Origin of the sequence: Exiguobacterium sp. Leaf196, from assembly GCF_001423965.1 — a bacterium.
In the GTDB taxonomy this organism is placed as follows: Bacteria; Bacillota; Bacilli; order Exiguobacteriales; family Exiguobacteriaceae; genus Exiguobacterium_A.
On sequence record NZ_LMPV01000001.1, the window covers coordinates 779,955 to 796,890 of the forward strand.

The following is a 16,936-nucleotide window of genomic DNA, read 5'->3' on the forward strand; positions in this document are numbered from 1 at the left end:
TACCAAAAGTAGAACGTTAAGAAATTAATTTCGGTATAAATAGAAAAATCACTGACCGTCATATGACAGCCAGTGATTAAGTAGTAATCATAATTTGATTTTAACGGTGTAGAGAAAACCAGTGAATCCTGTTTTTACGTTCATGACGAAGGTATTTTCAGTTTTAGGTACGATGTAGATGACATCAATTTTTGAGTGTAACGGAGCGTAATAACCTAAGCTTTCTGAATAGGCTTTTTTGTTCAGATTGATCGTTTCTTCAGGCGTGTAGCTTTTCTTGTGACGATCAATCAATGGGAAAGAAGAGGGTTTATAGTCGATATAAGAGTCAGCTGAATCTTCACCCTTTACCTGCATCTCAAGTCTGACAGATACGGCTTGTTTATCTTTCGGAAGATTCTTAAGTGGAACACGTTTCGCCGAACTGACCATGAACCCACGTTCTTTCATTAAATTTTTATCACCAGCATATGTCTGAAGACCACCTTTATTCATCAGTTCTTCGATGGCGTCTGTATTCGTTTTCTTTGACTTGTTCTTTTGTCCGGTCTTCACGGTGGTTGAAGTAGCATTCACAGCATCGACTTCAATTTTGACGGTCGTCGGTTTCGCAATGGCTTCGCTTGTCGCGAGAAGCACATACGTATTTTTATCACTTGGAACACGGAAAACAAGATCGACGCGAGAAACGAAAGGTGGGAAATAGCGATAGCCGTCCTTCCAAGCGTCTGGGTTCCGGTTCTCATAATCGACAGCTTCGTATACATTACCGCTTGTATCCTCTAACGTAAATAGATTTGGCTTATAAATACCATATCCGCCATCTGCGTCTTTATCCTTGTAGTTCTCAAGGATGACGGGAACGGTAACATATTGTTCATCATCAAGAGTTGGTAATTTCAACTCCTTTGGAGGTGATAGGAGAATTTTATCAACATGGAAAATATTGCTTTTTGTTTTAGGATCTCCCGGATAGGTTTGAACGACTCCACGATTCATTAGTTGATCGAGCTTGCTCGAATTGACTTTTTTCGTAGAGGACGCTTTCTTTTTCTTGTCTTTTACATCTGCCAATTTCGTTCCTGTCGTCTTGACCGTTGGTGCAGCTGTTTGTACCGGTTTCGTGGACGCAGGTCCTTCTTCTGTCGTAGCAAAGAAGAATAGGGAAGCGACACCAACGACAAGGGCACCACCAACTGCGGATAAGGCCAGTCGGAAACGTCGTTCCGTCGCTTTCGTATTCGTTGCGACACTTCCAATCGCAGCATTTGGTGTAATGCTGACGGCGCGTTGAGCGGGTAAGAGGGCACCGAGAACTCCCGTGATGGCAGGAATCAACAACATAATACTCAAAAAGCCGAGCTCACCTGTTGGGAACTGGTTATAGACGAAGCCGATCATCGCAAGAGCGATCAGTAAGCCAATGATTCCAGCGAACAGTCCCGTCATTAATCCTTCACTTAAGACGAGCGTCCGGATTTGACCGTTCCGCCAACCAGTTGCCTTCAAGACGGCAAGCTGACTCTTTCGTTCGTTGACGTTTTGCCACATGATCTCCGTCGTCGTCAGGATAGCGATAAGTAAAGCGACACCCATCGCAACATAATGCATCGTGCCGACTTCGAGTGCAACGTATTCGCCGAGCCATGTCGCATACAAGACACCTTTCAGTCGGAAGGTGATGAATAGGAAGAAAATGAACAGACTCGTCGGCAAGGCGATCGCGATTGTCGAGAGGATCGTCCGTTGCCAATACGTTGCAAGTTGGTTGATGCTCATCCCAAGAACACTTTGTGCCCGGACGAAGCGACGACCTTTTGAGACTTCACCAGAACGCATACTTTCGAATGGTTGAATCCGGCGGATGAGCGTCATCGGGACGAGCGTACCGCCCCAGTAAATCAATAGACCAGCAAGTCCAATCAAGATGATCCGTGATAAGGTAATCGGATGATCCGTCGTTAGCCAGAACGAACCGAGGATCGTCCAAGAAATCAAGGCGACGAGTGTGCCGAGTAACGTTGCTTCTAGGAACAGAAGCTTCGAGAGCTGACGTGGACGCCAACCGAGCGACAGTAAGATCGCGAATTCCTTCTTGCGGGCATAGAGTAAGATGATGTTTGAACTAAAGACATACACGAGCGCAACAGCGATGACACTTGCGATGATGCCGCTCATGCCGACTTTCGCTTCTTGGAAGATGGCCATCGATGAACCGAGTTTGATCCACGGTTGCTGGATCCAACCGAGTGCCGATTCACCTTTTAATCCAGGGAGGTATGTCAGCGCGAGCTGTGGCGAGGAGCCAAGCGTGACGTCGGTGATCAGACCGGTCTTGTCCTCGATCTCTTGAGCAACAGCTTTCAACTTTTTCTCACTCGTCGCGTTCATCGTCTCAACACCTTTGACGTTGACACGAATGGCAGAGATGGCTTTATCACCACGTAACTTAAAGGCAGCGTCAAGTGTCGTCAGCATCGATGGTGGTTTCGTCAAGAAATCATACGGATCGTTCGTCGGCTTAACTTCCCGAACCGGATTGACCGGTTTTTCATTCTTGTCCATGACCCATTGGGCTTTCGCCGGGAAATAGGTCTCCATCGGCAGTTCCGTCAATGGGTCTTTCGAGATGTTCAATTTCTTCGGATCAAAGACACCAATGTAGTTCAAATGCATTTTCGGTACTTTATCAAGGTTACCCGTGTTGTCACCGAAGACACGTGCTTTTCGATACATCGATCGTTTCGAAATGAGGACGTCCTTATCGACCTCTTGAGGTGTTACTTGATAGGTGAACGGCCAACGTTTGGCAAAGGGACTCGCAATCGTTTGATACTCGACAGACGATGGCTTTAAAAACATCCAGTCAAAGCTACCACTTGCTTTTTCCGGAACCTTATCTTCGAGAATGTTCTTAATAAGTTGCTTTGATGCTTGCTCTGTCGAAATATAGTATTCTTTCGTATCTTTGACAGGAAGCGTTTTGAGATAGGATTCGCCACCTTTTTTCATGATACTGCGTACTGTTTCAACCATTGAATCTTTGACGAGCGGGATATCGACTTTCTCGTAGCGATAGGTCCGCGAAGCATTCACGTACTCGTGACTGTTCATGATTAGTGGGATGTCCCATACACCGTCACCATAATCGTTGACAATATCTTCTTTCGTGAAATAACGACTATGCGTAGCCTTTTTGGTTGCCTGATCGAGTCCAACGAGTTGTGCTTCTGCTTCCGGATCAATCCCGGCAAGCATCACTGCGCTCCCGTAACCGTAGATAGGAAACTCGCCTAATTCTTGCGGTGAAACATCTCGATTCAATCCGTCACTCTCAGGAGGGAACCAACCGGCTCCGGCAAAGAATGAATAAGATTCTGTTTCTTTCTTTAGCCCAGTATCTTGCATATCCGTAAACGAAATTTTGTAAATGCCCGGTTCTTTGAAATTATAGGTATCCGTTTCAGCATTCGTATTGTAGTTCCCAATCATCGCAATCGGTGCTGCGACTTCGACGTCAGCAATCTGCTTGATCGTCTCATATTGTTTGCGGGTGATCCCGCCGTCGAGCCCACTCATGTAGTTCGGTTCGAGCAGGTTCAAGTCTTCTGTGACGCTCCGGCTGCCTTCCGGACGAACGACGATATCGTATGATGAGCCCCAGCGTTTTTGCAGTTCATCGACGACCGTTCCGTTGTTGGCTTGCGTCGTACCGATCAAGTAACTCAGTCCGGTACTGACGATCAGGACGCCAACGAGGAGCAAGATGAACCGCTCCTTGTTGCGCAACCAGGAATTCCAGATGAATTTAAGCATCGACAAAACCTCGATTCCTTTCAATGATGGTACGACCCATGTCAAATTCCTCCTAGTGATTAAATTATTGTTTCGTCAGATCGATTTTGACGGTCGTTGGTTTGGGAAAAGCTGGATCAGAAGCGAACAGAACGAATCGCTTCTGATCGATTGGTACTTGATAAACCAACTCCACTCGTGACTTGTACGGTGCGAAATATTGAAAACCGTTTTTCCAGGCTTTCTCATTGCGATTCACATAATCGATCGGTTCATAATCGGTTCCTTGCAAGTCTGTCAAGGCATACCGATTGGGACGATAAGTGATGAATCCTCCCAGATCATCCCCTGTATCTTGCATGACGACAGGGATCGTCACGAAACGATAACCAGCACGTTGCTTTAGATTCAGTTCTTTTGGTGTGTCAATCAATGCCTCGACATGAAAACGATCAGATTGATGTTTCGGATTCCCGGGAGTTGTTTGCGTGACACCTCGCTTCATCAATGTTTTTAATTTTTCCGTTTCCTCTGTTGAAGGATTAGTAGCTGTCGCATTCGCTTTTTTGATATCGTCGAGTGTGATCTTGACGGTCGTCGTTTTTTCGACGGCCTCATCTTTTGCAAGCAAGACGAACACCTTTTGGTCAACCGGTACTTGGTAAACAAGATCGACCCATGATTTTTTCGAATTGATGTATTTGAATGCATTTACCCAAGCCGTTTTATCGTGATTGACATAATCGACGGGAGTGAATTCTTTTCCGTCAAGAGCAATCAAAGAGAAGGTTTGTGGTCGATACGACGAAAACGAATCTGCAGCTAATTCATCCCGGTTATGAAGGAAAACTGGAATCGTCACGAAACGATATCCTGACTTCTCCTTGAGCTTTAACTCTTTTGGTGTTGAAACGAGCTTTTTAACAGAGAAGTCATAATTCTTCGCCGCCGGGTCGCCCGGGTACGTCTGAATAGCGCCTGCGTTCATCAATTGCTCCAGTGCCGTGTTGTCTTCGGCAGTATGTTTTTTATCGTCAGGATCTTGAGCGAGATTTTTTAATTTTTGTCCGGTCGTTTGTACTTTTGGTGTCGTTATTTCTTTTTGAGCCGTTCTCGTTTCAGGTGCAACGAGGAGGAATAAACTCGTCGTCCCGATGACGAGCGTAGCAGCGATGCTACCGAGTGCCCATTTGAAGCGACGTTCGGTCAATTGTTGATTATCGTTTACGCCACCGATGGCTGCATTCGGTGTGATCCGCACAGCACGCTGGGCAGGAAGCAAGGCACCAAACACACCAGTCGTCACCGGAATCAGGAGCATAAGACTTAAGAAACCGAGTTCACTGGATGGGAACTGATTATAGACGAAGCCAATCATTCCTAAGGCAACAAGTAGACCGACGATTCCAGCGAAGAGTCCAGTCATCACACCCTCGCTTAAGACGAGAAGTCGGATTTGACCGTTGCGCCAACCGGTTGCCTTCAGGACGGCGAGTTGATTCTTTCGTTCGTTGACGTTTTGCCACATGATCTCGGTCGTCGTCAGGATGGCGATGAGTAAGGCGACGCCCATTGCGACATAATGCATCGTACCGACTTCGAGCGCGACGTATTCACCAAGCCATGTCGCATATAAGACGCCTTTCAGTCGGAACGTGATGAACAAGAAGAAGATGAACAAGCTCGTCGGTAAGGCAATTGCGATGATGGACAGAAGCGTGCGTTGCCAGTAAGTCGCGAGTTGGTTGATGCTCATTCCAAGAACACTTTGTGCTCGGACGAAACGACGTCCTTTTGAGACTTCGCCAGAGCGCATGCTTTCAAATGGTTGAATGCGTCTGATGAGTAACGTCGGAACAATCGTCCCGCCCCAGTAGATCAAAAGCCCGGACAATCCGATCAAGATGATGCGTCCGAGGGCAATCGGATGATCCGCTGTTATCCAAAATGATCCAAGAATCACCCAGGCGATGAGTGCGACCAGCGTTCCAAGAAGTGTCGCTTCTAGGAAGAGGAGTCTCGATAGCTGCCGTGAACGCCATCCGAGCGAGAGTAAAATCGCGAATTCTTTTTTTCGAGCATAGAGCAAGATGATGTTCGAACTGAAGACGTAGACGAGCGCGACAGCGATGACGCTCGCGATGATGCCACTCATTCCGACTTTCGCCTCTTGGAAAATTGCGATCGACGACCCGAGTTTGATCCACGGTTGCTGGACCCAACCGAGTGCCGATTCTCCTTTTAGACCGGGTAAATACGTCAAGGCGAGTTGCGGGGAGGAACCGAGTGTGACGTCCGTGATCAGACCCGTCTTATCCTCGATTTCCTGTGCGACAGCTTGCAATTTTTTCTCACTTGTTGCGTTCATCGTCTCGACTCCTTTGACGTTGACGCGAATCGCAGAAATTGCTTTATCCCCGCGTAACTTAAAGGCAGCATCGAGTGTCGTCAGCATCGATGGTGGTTTCGTCAGGAAGTCATAGGAGTCGTTGGCGGGCTTGACGTCACGGACTGGATTGACCGGACGATCATTTTGATCCATGACCCACTGTGCTTTTGCCGGGAAGTAAGTTTCCATTGGAAGCTCAGTCAAGGGATCCTTTGAAACATCGAGCTTACGTGGGTTAAAGACACCGATATAGTTGAGATGGACTTGTTTCCAGCCTTTAAAGCCACCTTCGAATTCACGTGCTTCGCGATACATGCTTCGCTTGAAGAGTAAGGATTCCTTGGCGACCTCTTTTGGTTGAACTTGGTAGGTAAAGGGCCAACGGGAACCGTACGGACTCTTAATTGTTTTGTATTCAACCGGTGAAGGTTTCAAAGTAATGGAAGACAGTGAATCACTATTGTTCGCATCACCTGTTGATAAGGTGTTTTTAAGGATACCGTCCACGAGCTTTTTTTGGACGTCTTGAGTCGTGATCGAATAAGAGGTAGGCTCTCCTACTGGTAGTTTACTCAGGTATGTTTTCCCACCTTTTTGTTCAATCTTTTGGACCATGTCTGCAACGCCTGTTGCAGTGAACGGAAGCTCTACCTTTTCATATGTATAGGTGCGCATCGCATCGACGTATTCGCGAGAATTCAATAGAATCGGAATCTGCGTCGCTTGATCACCGTACGAAGCGGGAAGATCCGTTTCGCTGAAGAAACGGCTATACGTTCCGGTAGTGGTCGCTTTTTTCAAACCGACGAGCTGGTCTTCAGCAGCAGGATCGATTCCGGCAATCATGACTTCTGAGCCATAGTCATAGAGGGGTTGTTCACCAAGTTTTAAAGGGGAGACGCCTGTGCGCGTTGCATCATCCACTGGTTCCCAGCCAGCAGCAAGAAACATTGTCATGGTATAAGATTCGTTTTGGAGTCCCGTATTTTGAGAATCCTTGATTTTCAAGCGGTAAATCCCTTCTTCTTGAATCGTATGGGTACCGACGCTACTCGATGTCGATGTATAACCAATCATCGCGATTGGTGCTGCGACTTCGACATCAGCAATCTGCTTGATCGTCTCGTACTGCTTGCGGGTGATCCCACCGTCGAGTCCGCTCATATAATTCGGTTCAAGCAGGTTCAAGTCTTCCGTCACACTCCGGCTGCCTTCCGGACGGACGACGATATCGTACGATGAGCCCCAGCGTTTTTGCAGTTCATCGACGACCGTTCCGTTATTTGCTTGTGTCGTACCGATTAAGTAACTTAGTCCGGTACTGACGATCAGGACGCCGACGAGGAGCAAGATGAACCGCTCCTTGTTACGCCACCAGGAATTCCAGATGAATCTCAGCATGTTCTCCACCTCATTTCGATTTGGTTAATTGAGCATTGCATAAGATGCCTTTCGATAAGATATTCTTTTATCCATATATTTCTTTTTATTTTTCCATTATATACAAATAAAAGTGAATTGACTAAAAAATCTGTTAATTATGGATATTAGTTTTAAGGAAATAGAAATAGCACCTCACGGAGTAGGTGCTACATCAGGATTGACTCTTTAAACAACGCGTGGATTCCGTTTCCGCATGATGATTTCGTCAAACGAAACGCCATCGTACAATAAAGCATCAGGAATCATTTCAATGATTTGAAAACCGGCTTTCTTATAAGCTGCAATTGCTCGTTCATTGTGCGAAAACACTTCGAGTTCAAGTTGACTCAGCTGAAGTTCTTCGAAACAAAATCGAAAGATACACGCGATTGCCTCTGTCCCGTATCCTTGACCGGTCCAGGGGAGGGCACGCAGTGAAATCCGAAAGCCAGCGATTCCTGAATCCAAATCGATATCAAGTATCGAACACTCACCAATCATCTCACCCGACGTCAGGCAAATTGCAAAATCATGACGCGTCGCATCAGCTTGAATCGAGAGAATATGCTGTTCAATCTGTTCGAGCGAAAACGTCACTGTCGTTCCGGTCAGGTAACGTAATGTCTCATTTTGTGTTTGTTCGAAGAAGACGTGCGCGTCCGTCACGTTAATCAGTCGTAGAAAAATTCGTTCTCCAGTCAACTGCATGAATATCTTCCTTTCCTTCTCATGACGAAAGTTTAATCGTTTCATCGGTTTCGGTCGTAAAATATTGACGTTTCGTTCGGTCTTGCACGATGAAGACGATCAAGCCACCAATCAGGAGGAAGCCAACTGAAGCAACGGTATACGTCAAGCGGATCGAGGTCTCGGCATATAGACCGATCAAGGCAGTCAGTAGAATGACACCAGTCGATTGTACAACGTGGATGCTACTGAGGAACCGTCCCATCAATTCGACCGGAATGTGTGTTTGAGCAAACGTCATGAAGCCAGTGTTTGCGAATGCAAGGGCAAAACTTAGCAAGAAAAAGCCGATCGCTGCAATCAAGAATGACGTCGCCGAGGCAAAGATCAAGTAACCGACAGGCGTCATCAGTGCCCCAAACTGGATCAAGAACCGGAGCGACAAGCGATGCGTAAAGGTTGCATTGACCGCGGAACCACAGATGATGCCGATTCCGGCGATACTGACGAGGAATCCATACGTACTCTCATCCATCTGCAAAACGATCGTCGCAAACGAGGCTTCAAGCGAATCGAGACCGCTCATCAGGACGATCATTAACGCATAGAAGGCATAGACGAGCGTGATATAGCGCCGCGTTCGTGCAAACTGAAAGGTTTCTTTCCAGTCCTTAAGAATCACTCGGAGTGAAAAGGGGACTGCTGTAGTCGCCGCCAAGCGGACGTCAGGCAAGACGGACAATAAAGTAGCAGAACACAACAGTGCTCCCGCGTTCAATACGATTGCTGTTTCTGGGGAACCGACCAAAAATAAGAACCCGGCAATTGACGGTCCGAGAATGAAACCGGCCGACTGAATGAAATTCTTTAATGCATTGAACCGTTGGCGACTAGTCTCTGGCACGAGCTTCGTCATGTAGATCAATGAGGATGTCTCAAATAGCGTGTTACCGATGTTCAGGATGAAGACGAGCGCATAGAGAACATACAATGAATCGATCAATGTCAGTGAAAAGACGAGCGCGGCGCGCCCGACGTCAAGCATTACGAGTAAGCGACGTTGATTGATTCGATCGACGACACTGCCGGACCAAAGACTCGTCAACAGCGCGGAGATCGGTAACAGGATATAGAGAACGGAGACGGCGAACGCCGATCCCGTTCGTTCGAGGACGATTAAATTCAAGGCGATGAAGTAGACCCAAGCTCCAATGTTCGAGACACCGACACCAAGTAACAGCAATCCAGGGTATTTCCAATTCGACATATGACACACTCCTTTTTTAATTGTGTTTTAAGCCAATAAAAAAATCCCACCTCCAAAACGTTGGTCTTGGGGACGAGACTGTGCGTGTCGTGGTGCCACCCCTGTTCGCGAAACCGTCACCGGTACCGCCTTCATCGGTACGACCGCTTTTAAACGGCAAATACCTGAGCTCGATAACGGGAGCACCCGTCACGATATCTCCGATTCGGTTCCACCGTGCTGCTCAGAGGCTTGGTTCGGTCAATGACTTTTGCTCCTTCCCACCAATCGGAGCTCTCTAGGAAAAATCGAAATGACGTACTGTTCTCTTCAATGCGTTTGATTCATATGATTTGTCTCATCCTAGCATATGCCAAATGAAATCGTAAAGAATTTTTATCATTTTTTTACAATTGTTGAAAAAAGTACATAGGTATCAAAATTTGAAAAATGATAGAAGTGGTAAAATATGTAACGTGCTATATGTTACATTGTCTTAGTTATGTGTTCACTTTGTCTTAGTTATGTGTTCACTTTAAAGAAAGGTGTATGAAAGGTGGGAAAAAAGTGAAACGTTTGATTTTTTTCATATCTCCACTCCTGGTTCTTAGCGGAGCTGTCTTTTTTACGACGTTCCATCCGATCGAGCAAGCAATCTATTTCTTAATCTTATTTTTACTGACCTGTCTGTCAGCGATGACAGTAGTGGAGCGTCTTGTCAAACATCATGATGTGATCCGGCGACTGAACACGATCCATCCACTTATCGGGATCGTACTGGGTACCCTCATGCTTGCCGTATTCATTGGTAGTATCTTGTGGCTAGCACCTTCACTAACGCACTCAAGTCCCGTCGGTCTTCTCGTCTCGTTCCTCTTCATGTATGGCGGAATCTTAGTCCTCGGCTTCATCGTCAGTTGTTTCTTCGAAGGCATCACGCGACAAACGAAGGATCAATTGATTCGCCCGGTCTTTCTGTTCATCGGAACCGGCCATCTCATCTTGACTGTCCTCGGAATCTTGCAACTGTACCGTCAAACTGGATGATAGCAAACCCTTCTGACGTATGAGACGACAGAGGGGTTATTGTGATTACTGAACGTTTAATATGAATCCAAATTGTCCGTCTCCTTGTTTCCAGCGGGAGTTTAATTCATAAGCATAGATACCAGGCTTTGTTGGAGCATTGAACTGGTCATTGTTCAAAGTGACGCGAGACTCTTGTTTTTGATCGTTCCACTGTATCAGTTTCACGCTTTTAAGATCACCGGATAATTCGACACGGACGGGGGCTCCGGCAGAGACGGTAACTGACGTTTTTCCCTTTGCTAGATCAAGACCGTCACGGTACGTCTTATCGACACATTGACTGCGAAGTAAGCTATCCCAACAATAAGAGCCTTGGACGGTCGGGACATCCTTTCCGTTTGCCTCGACGTCAGGGTTTGGCGGCGCACCACGGAACGGTTCGAAGACGATGATGCAGACGACTAGAATAAGAAGAACGACTAACACTAAAGTACGTTTCATGAGACACCTCCAATTGTTTTTATTTATTTTATCAAAATAAAACAAAGCAAGCGGAGGTGTCTTTCAAAAGAAAGGCTATTCCTTTCTTAAATTTCGAGAGTCCGTTTCTCATGACTTTACAGACAAGAAGTCGGTTCGAACGAAGACGATTCCGTTCGTCATCGATCGAACGTTTCCGCTCGCTGAAGTACGAGAAGTTCAAGCATACGTCAAACAAGCCAGTAAATTTGGCAAGGTTATCTCCATTTAGGAATTAGGTACGATGTAAAAAAGCGTGACGATCGAGCTGACAGGCTCATCTTCCGTATAGTCAACAAATTCCTCTTGTGATTCATGAATCGTATAACGGTTGCTCGGAAAGAGTTCCGTTACCCAGGTCGGAACATGTAAAGAAAGAGGGAAAGACTGAACCCGCTCGAGTGGGAAAGGAGTCCCGTATGGATTCGACGTGTGGACATGCAGTGCGTCTTGTGAAGCATCTTCGAGGGCAATCGTCATATATATCTGATGTTCAATCTGTTTTTTCGCTAGGTGTTGCCGCATGTCCTGCAAAGCGCCCAACGTAATCCGAAGATGGGCTTTTCGAATACGAAGACTCGCGTTGCCGTGCCCATAAAAGTCAGGGTGTACATGCCAGTCGTTAAACCAATCGTCTATATCGATATAGGAAGGAGAAGAGAAGCTTTTGAACTCAAGTTCTAGATTTTTAAAATAACGGCGTTTACCGCGAAATTTTTTCATGGTTCATCGACCTTTCACGTATAAATTATTCTATTCTAGCATTATTGATCAAATCTTGTTTATCGAACGACCAATGATGCCGAACCGCCTCGATGATGACATCGGGACGATCCCAGTGCAACATATGTCCTGTACCCGGCACATGGTGAATGGTTGCTTGCGTCATCTCATGTAATAGATTCGTCGCCTGCTGACGGATGGGTGCTTGATCTGGAGGTAACGTTGCGACGTACAACTGAATGTTTGTTAGTGGAACATCCGGGAGAAAATCAAGGACATCATCATGGTGAAGCGCACGTATGATCGCAGCGGCCGTCGTACCGCGCGCATGCCAGTGGAATCGTCCGCTCTGGAACCGTTGCGTCATTACAAGAAGCGATGAGGCAGGAAATTCAAACCCGTATTCGGACTGTTCCACGGTTAAAGCCATCACATCTGCCAGCATACGCTCGACTTTTGTCGCAAACAGATGAATGTACACGACTTGAGTTAACGTCAAAAGAAGATATTCCGAATTTACTCATCTCGCTTGCGAAACAAGATGTCAAAGTGTACGAGGTGCAAATCGCACGCCAATCGTTAGAAGAGATTTTCTTAGCGGTCTGACCAATCAGCAACGGATTGTGTCTCCGGACCCTCTTCGAGTAAGAGACGACCTCCGTCATTCCATTGACCGTACATCTGGTTCAATTTCGTTTTTTCAATCAAGGTCTGCAGACGTTTTTCATAGAGGACGGAATCTTTGCGTACACTTTGTATCGTATCGATCCGAATGCGTCGATAGAGTTCCGGGAAGTGTTTAAACTGTTCATGAACGACCGGGTCTTCTTGTAGACGCGTCTTTATTACGTCATCAATAACGAACGCATCAGGTCGCATATCCGGTAGAACCTGTCGTCCGGACGGTTGCATCAAACCGAGCCGTTCTAAGCGACGGACCCGTTCCTTATTTAGTTCGGTCCAGTTACTGTTCTTTCGACGCGGGGTGAACCGTTGCGCCAGTTCACCGTCCGCTGTCTTCTTCACAATTCCATCAATCCAGCCGAAACAAAGTGCCTCCTCGACGGCATCAAGATAGAGTAAACCTTCTCCTGTCTGTTTTCGACTGAGAATCACCCAACAGAAGGTCGCGTGATCTGCGTTGTTCGTCAGCCACTGTCGAAAGCCATCGCGATTGGTAAAGCGTAAGACATTCGTGATTTCCACGTTCGTTCCTCCATTTCAGATAGCAGTGCCCCCTCGACGTCACGCGAGGGGGCACTTTTTCTTTAACGTAATGGGTCATGATGAAAGACACAATTCCGACCACTCTTTTTCGCTTGATAGAGAGCGGCGTCTGCCTGCTGGATTGTCTGCAGAAAATTATAGCTCTCAGACGGTTGATGGGTTTGGCGAGACACACCAATCGATAACGTCACTTGTAACGGTTCCGTCGCTGATAACTCATACGTTCGCGTGGCACTGGCTTCACAAATTTGTTCCGCGATTCGACGCGTCTCAGGCAATGAATATTCCGGTAACAGCATCATGAATTCTTCACCGCCGAATCGCCCAAGCACACAAGAAGGGGGACAATAGGACGTAAGCAAGGCACTGATTTGTCGTAAGATATGATCCCCTCGATCATGACCGTATGTATCATTGACCTGTTTGAAATGATCGACATCGATGATCATGATTGAAAAGTTCATCTGTTGTGATTTATATCGTTGGACCGTCTCTTCTAAATGGCGCCTATTATCAAGTCCCGTCAACATATCCGTCAAGGCGAGACGCCGATGCATCCGGACTTGATGGAAGTGCCAGCGGACTTGATGCAGAATACTGTGTAGCAGGAGACCGGCACAGCCGTTTCCGACGAGAAATACCGTCATCGCCGTCACGTCATTCGGACGAACATGTTGAACGAATGGTAAACAAAGAATGAGTGCGATTGAAAAAATGATCGGAAACGAGATAAAGCGATCCGGTGCTTCATTTTGTAAGTATAAGACAACGATGCTGACGATTAGATACGTACCGACAAGCCAGAATGCATGATTGGAATGAAAAATAAACGTTTGAAGGGAAGCGAAGACGAGCGTCGTAATGAAGCCGCTACTGATGCCTCCATAGATGAAGGCGATGACGATTAAAGTAATCGACAAATCGAAACGAAATCCCTCATAGGTGATGGCATTGTGAATGACCCAGTAGCCGGCACCGGTTGCAAGAATGAGCACTAACAGATTTTTTTTCAGCCAACTGTCGAGCGTATTTCGGAATTGAAACCGCTTAAAAAAGAATAGAGAGATGAGCACGAAGAAAAAGGTTAAAGCGACGTTGAGGATGAGATGATTCAATGTATTCCACATGTTCGTGTTCCTCTCGAATGGTTTCTGAAAGATAATTATAATAAAATGATTTACTTAGTAAATATTTATTCTATACAACCAACGATACCCTAAAGGTGTATTAAAGTATCGTAATTACCTTATCTTTAAAAAAAGATAACAGGTTCTCTTCTAAATCAATAATACTCTGAGATTTTTTCGCGTGAAGACTCGATTAGAAAATCAAGTGAGACGAAATTATGAATGAATGCAAACGAGCCAATTTCCTTGGTGGATACCCCTAATCTCTCTGCATCTTGATTACGGACATCTTCATTCGAGTGCAGAATTTCAAAGCCTGCTGTTTGCATTCTCTCCCCGTCGAATTCGAGGGTGACGATATCTCCATCTTGCCACTCACTCTTTAATTGATGAAAGTGCATTTGGTACGCTTCGCTTGGAGGATCGACTTCAAACGCGATCCAGCCTTTTGGTGCGTCGACTTGGAATGCCGGCGATAATCCTCCGCGTGACACGATGGATTTCATATGATGCCGATGTGTCATATGACGTAATAGCATGGTCAGACCACTCCTTTTCATCTATTATTACGCGACGGCGTCAGAATATCGAGAAAAATTTACAAAAGAGAAGGAAGAATCTTGAATTTTTCTGATAGACAACGTTCGATTAGGCTGCACTTACTATTTGCTTCGCTCGTTTACGTCCCGGTTTCGATTTATGCGGGAGAGATCGATGCAAGCGGAATCCCGCAAGCATTATTGATTCAAATCGAGTGTTTGATCAGATTTTCGTCATTTTGAGAGTCATGTTTATACGTGCAATCCGGAAAGTGAAGGTGTTCGGCGGATGAGACGATACAGAAACTATACTGATTGTATGCAAAAAGTCATTTAAGGACATGATGGAATACCGAATTGATTTCCTGATTGTTGTCCAAGAGGTTAGGAGAAGATACGAAACAGCGCGTTTTGTATATAATGAAATATCAGATTGGACAACTAGGGACGCGCAACGATTATACAGGAGTATAAATATAAACACGAGATTCGATGGTAGCAGTAGAATCGAGTAAAATTCAAAGCAATCTGAAAAATAATCAAAATCGGATAACACATTTCCTTGATTCCTGAAAAAGGAAATTTCAAATATCCCCTTTTTGTATAATGAAGGTAGTCATATTGATTAGGAACACTTTTTAAAGGAGGGTATGATTGGATGAGAATCGTGAAGATAGACCGATTGATAGTAGCATTGAGCATCTTTAGTGGACTTCTTGTATCCTTGGGTCGCTCGACGCAAATATATCCACAACAAATTAGTGGCAATGGGAATCTAGGGTTTCTTCCGCTTCTGTTACTTCTGTTACTTTTTCCGATTGGGATCGTTCTGATGTTGAAATGGATAAGAGAAGCGCAGTTACGTTTTTTATCCTTGATTGGTCTATCCACCAGCACGACAATCTATCTTGTGTGTGGCATCCTTTATCAAATCGAACAGTTCAGCCAGTATCAAGTGTTGGTCAAACAACAAGTCATTGCAGATCGTGGAACGATTGATGGGGACTATTTAACGAGTATTACGTCGATGCCTTCGCCCTATATGAACAGTCAATACTTTAACGGCAATACCTTCTTGATTTACTGGGCAAGCATCTTATTAATAGCGAGCTTGATCGCATGGTGGACTCGAGAGGAATGGCAAATATCTGAGTCAGATTAAAAAATCGCGCGACATGATGTTACCAATGAACAACAAAAAGAGTCCTTCTGTCTCCTGTACTGTGCAGAAGAGAGAAGGACTTGCAAAGTTTTAGCGACTAGAAGCATTTAAAAATGATCGCTCTGCATCTTATGCAGCAATTGATCAAACGTTTCGTGGTCCTTTGATGTAAAGGCGCGGAAATAACGATCATCGATTTCCTCGATTTCAGGAGCGGACGTTTGGATCAACTTCGTTCCCTGTTCTGTCAACAAAACCCGCTTTTCTCGATTGATCCGTTTCCGGATGACGAGATGTTCAGCAAGTAATTTCTTGACCGTTTGTGAAATGGCGCCACTTGAGAGTTCAAGCGTTCGTTCAAGTGATTTTTGCGTCGCACTTTCTTGGTGATACAAGGTCATCAATAAATCGAATTGGGACTTCGAGAGTCCTTTTGGTTTCAACACATCGTTGACTTCTTTCGAATAACGGCCATGGAGTCGCTGAATGGCGTTCCAGTGCTGCATCGAGGATTCGAATGTGAAGGTCATATTTTTTCCTCCTCTTTCGTCACGCAGGGTTGAGCTTATCGAAGAAACGGATCAATTCTTCTTGTTGTCGAGCCGTCAAAGCGGCGAATTGTTCTTGTTGAAAACGTTCGTAGGCGGGCACCACTTCTTGTAGGATGGCTGTTCCTTTTTCCGTCAGCAGAAGATAGTTCGTCTTCCATTTCCGTTGACGCGTGATCAGTTGCCGGTCGAACAGTCGTTTGATTCCGTGTGAAATCGTGCCATCGGTCACTTGGATCCGTTCGGCGATTTCCTTCTGACTCGTGCATGAGGTCGTGTGTAAGCAACGTAATACTTCCAGATTCGTATGGGACAGATCCCAGTGTTTTAAGAAAGCGTTGACGCGCTTGATTTGTTGATTATGATAGGTCGCAATTGTATGCCAGCATGCCATTGGATATGTCTCTGTAGTTGTTGTCATGGAGAACCTCTTAAATATAGAATGTACTGCTGTTGAACTAGTTTCACCATACCATATTAAAAATATCTCGTGCTACTAGTTTGAGCGAAAAACCATCACTTT

At 45.7% G+C, this 16,936-nt stretch carries 14 protein-coding genes and 1 other annotated feature; of the genes, 2 read left to right on the plus strand and 12 right to left on the minus strand.

Translation table 11 applies throughout. From position 1 onward, the window contains the following. Window positions 1–87: 87 nt before the first annotated feature. The 4 genes from ASG02_RS04070 to ASG02_RS04085 form a co-directional block, all read right to left on the minus strand. Window positions 88–3,816 carry an ABC transporter permease gene (locus tag ASG02_RS04070; protein ID WP_056061942.1) on the minus strand — a complete coding sequence of 1,243 codons (3,729 nt, stop codon included), beginning with the start codon at window positions 3,814–3,816 and terminating at the stop codon, window positions 88–90. A gap of 64 nt (window positions 3,817–3,880) precedes the next feature. Continuing rightward, window positions 3,881–7,585: an ABC transporter permease gene (locus tag ASG02_RS04075; RefSeq protein ID WP_056061095.1), complete on the minus strand. Its 3,705-nt coding sequence runs from the start codon at window positions 7,583–7,585 to the stop codon at window positions 3,881–3,883. A gap of 207 nt (window positions 7,586–7,792) precedes the next feature. Continuing rightward, a complete protein-coding gene (locus ASG02_RS04080; RefSeq protein ID WP_035408214.1) occupies window positions 7,793–8,314 on the minus strand; it encodes a GNAT family N-acetyltransferase in 522 nt (173 codons plus the stop codon). Between the two features lie 19 nt (window positions 8,315–8,333). After that, window positions 8,334–9,560 (minus strand): MFS transporter, encoded by a 1,227-nt coding sequence (locus ASG02_RS04085; RefSeq protein WP_056061099.1) that lies wholly within the window; start codon window positions 9,558–9,560, stop codon window positions 8,334–8,336. Window positions 9,561–9,625: 65 nt separating this feature from the next. Next, window positions 9,626–9,882: a binding site (T-box leader), on the minus strand. Window positions 9,883–10,106: 224 nt separating this feature from the next. Between ASG02_RS04085 and ASG02_RS04090 the strand changes: the two genes are divergently transcribed. Continuing rightward, a complete protein-coding gene (locus tag ASG02_RS04090) occupies window positions 10,107–10,586 on the plus strand; it encodes a hypothetical protein (protein WP_156358980.1) in 480 nt (159 codons plus the stop codon). Window positions 10,587–10,631: 45 nt separating this feature from the next. Here the strand turns inward: ASG02_RS04090 and ASG02_RS04095 are convergent, their stop codons facing one another. The 6 genes from ASG02_RS04095 to ASG02_RS04120 form a co-directional block, all read right to left on the minus strand. Next, window positions 10,632–11,069, minus strand: coding sequence for a hypothetical protein (locus ASG02_RS04095; protein ID WP_056061106.1), 438 nt, complete (start codon window positions 11,067–11,069; stop codon window positions 10,632–10,634). Window positions 11,070–11,315: 246 nt separating this feature from the next. Continuing rightward, on the minus strand, window positions 11,316–11,810 hold the full coding sequence (locus tag ASG02_RS04100; RefSeq protein WP_056061108.1) for a hypothetical protein: 495 nt from the start codon (window positions 11,808–11,810) through the stop codon (window positions 11,316–11,318). Window positions 11,811–11,835: 25 nt separating this feature from the next. Continuing rightward, window positions 11,836–12,309 (minus strand): alpha/beta fold hydrolase, encoded by a 474-nt coding sequence (locus ASG02_RS04105; protein WP_056061110.1) that lies wholly within the window; start codon window positions 12,307–12,309, stop codon window positions 11,836–11,838. Window positions 12,310–12,404: 95 nt separating this feature from the next. Beyond that, window positions 12,405–13,016 carry a YdeI family protein gene (locus tag ASG02_RS04110; protein WP_056061115.1) on the minus strand — a complete coding sequence of 204 codons (612 nt, stop codon included), beginning with the start codon at window positions 13,014–13,016 and terminating at the stop codon, window positions 12,405–12,407. A 62-nt stretch (window positions 13,017–13,078) separates the two neighbouring features. Then, on the minus strand, window positions 13,079–14,164 hold the full coding sequence (locus ASG02_RS04115; RefSeq protein ID WP_056061116.1) for a GGDEF domain-containing protein: 1,086 nt from the start codon (window positions 14,162–14,164) through the stop codon (window positions 13,079–13,081). A gap of 155 nt (window positions 14,165–14,319) precedes the next feature. Continuing rightward, window positions 14,320–14,703 carry a hypothetical protein gene (locus tag ASG02_RS04120; RefSeq protein ID WP_056061119.1) on the minus strand — a complete coding sequence of 128 codons (384 nt, stop codon included), beginning with the start codon at window positions 14,701–14,703 and terminating at the stop codon, window positions 14,320–14,322. Window positions 14,704–15,361: 658 nt separating this feature from the next. Here ASG02_RS04120 and ASG02_RS04125 point away from each other — a divergent pair. Beyond that, window positions 15,362–15,865 (plus strand): hypothetical protein, encoded by a 504-nt coding sequence (locus ASG02_RS04125; RefSeq protein WP_056061122.1) that lies wholly within the window; start codon window positions 15,362–15,364, stop codon window positions 15,863–15,865. Between the two features lie 107 nt (window positions 15,866–15,972). Here the strand turns inward: ASG02_RS04125 and ASG02_RS04130 are convergent, their stop codons facing one another. Beyond that, a complete protein-coding gene (locus tag ASG02_RS04130) occupies window positions 15,973–16,395 on the minus strand; it encodes a MarR family winged helix-turn-helix transcriptional regulator (protein WP_035408199.1) in 423 nt (140 codons plus the stop codon). A gap of 19 nt (window positions 16,396–16,414) precedes the next feature. After that, complete coding sequence (locus ASG02_RS04135) at window positions 16,415–16,834, minus strand: MarR family winged helix-turn-helix transcriptional regulator (protein ID WP_052019029.1); 420 nt, start codon at window positions 16,832–16,834, stop codon at window positions 16,415–16,417. Between the last annotated feature and the right edge of the window lie 102 nt (window positions 16,835–16,936).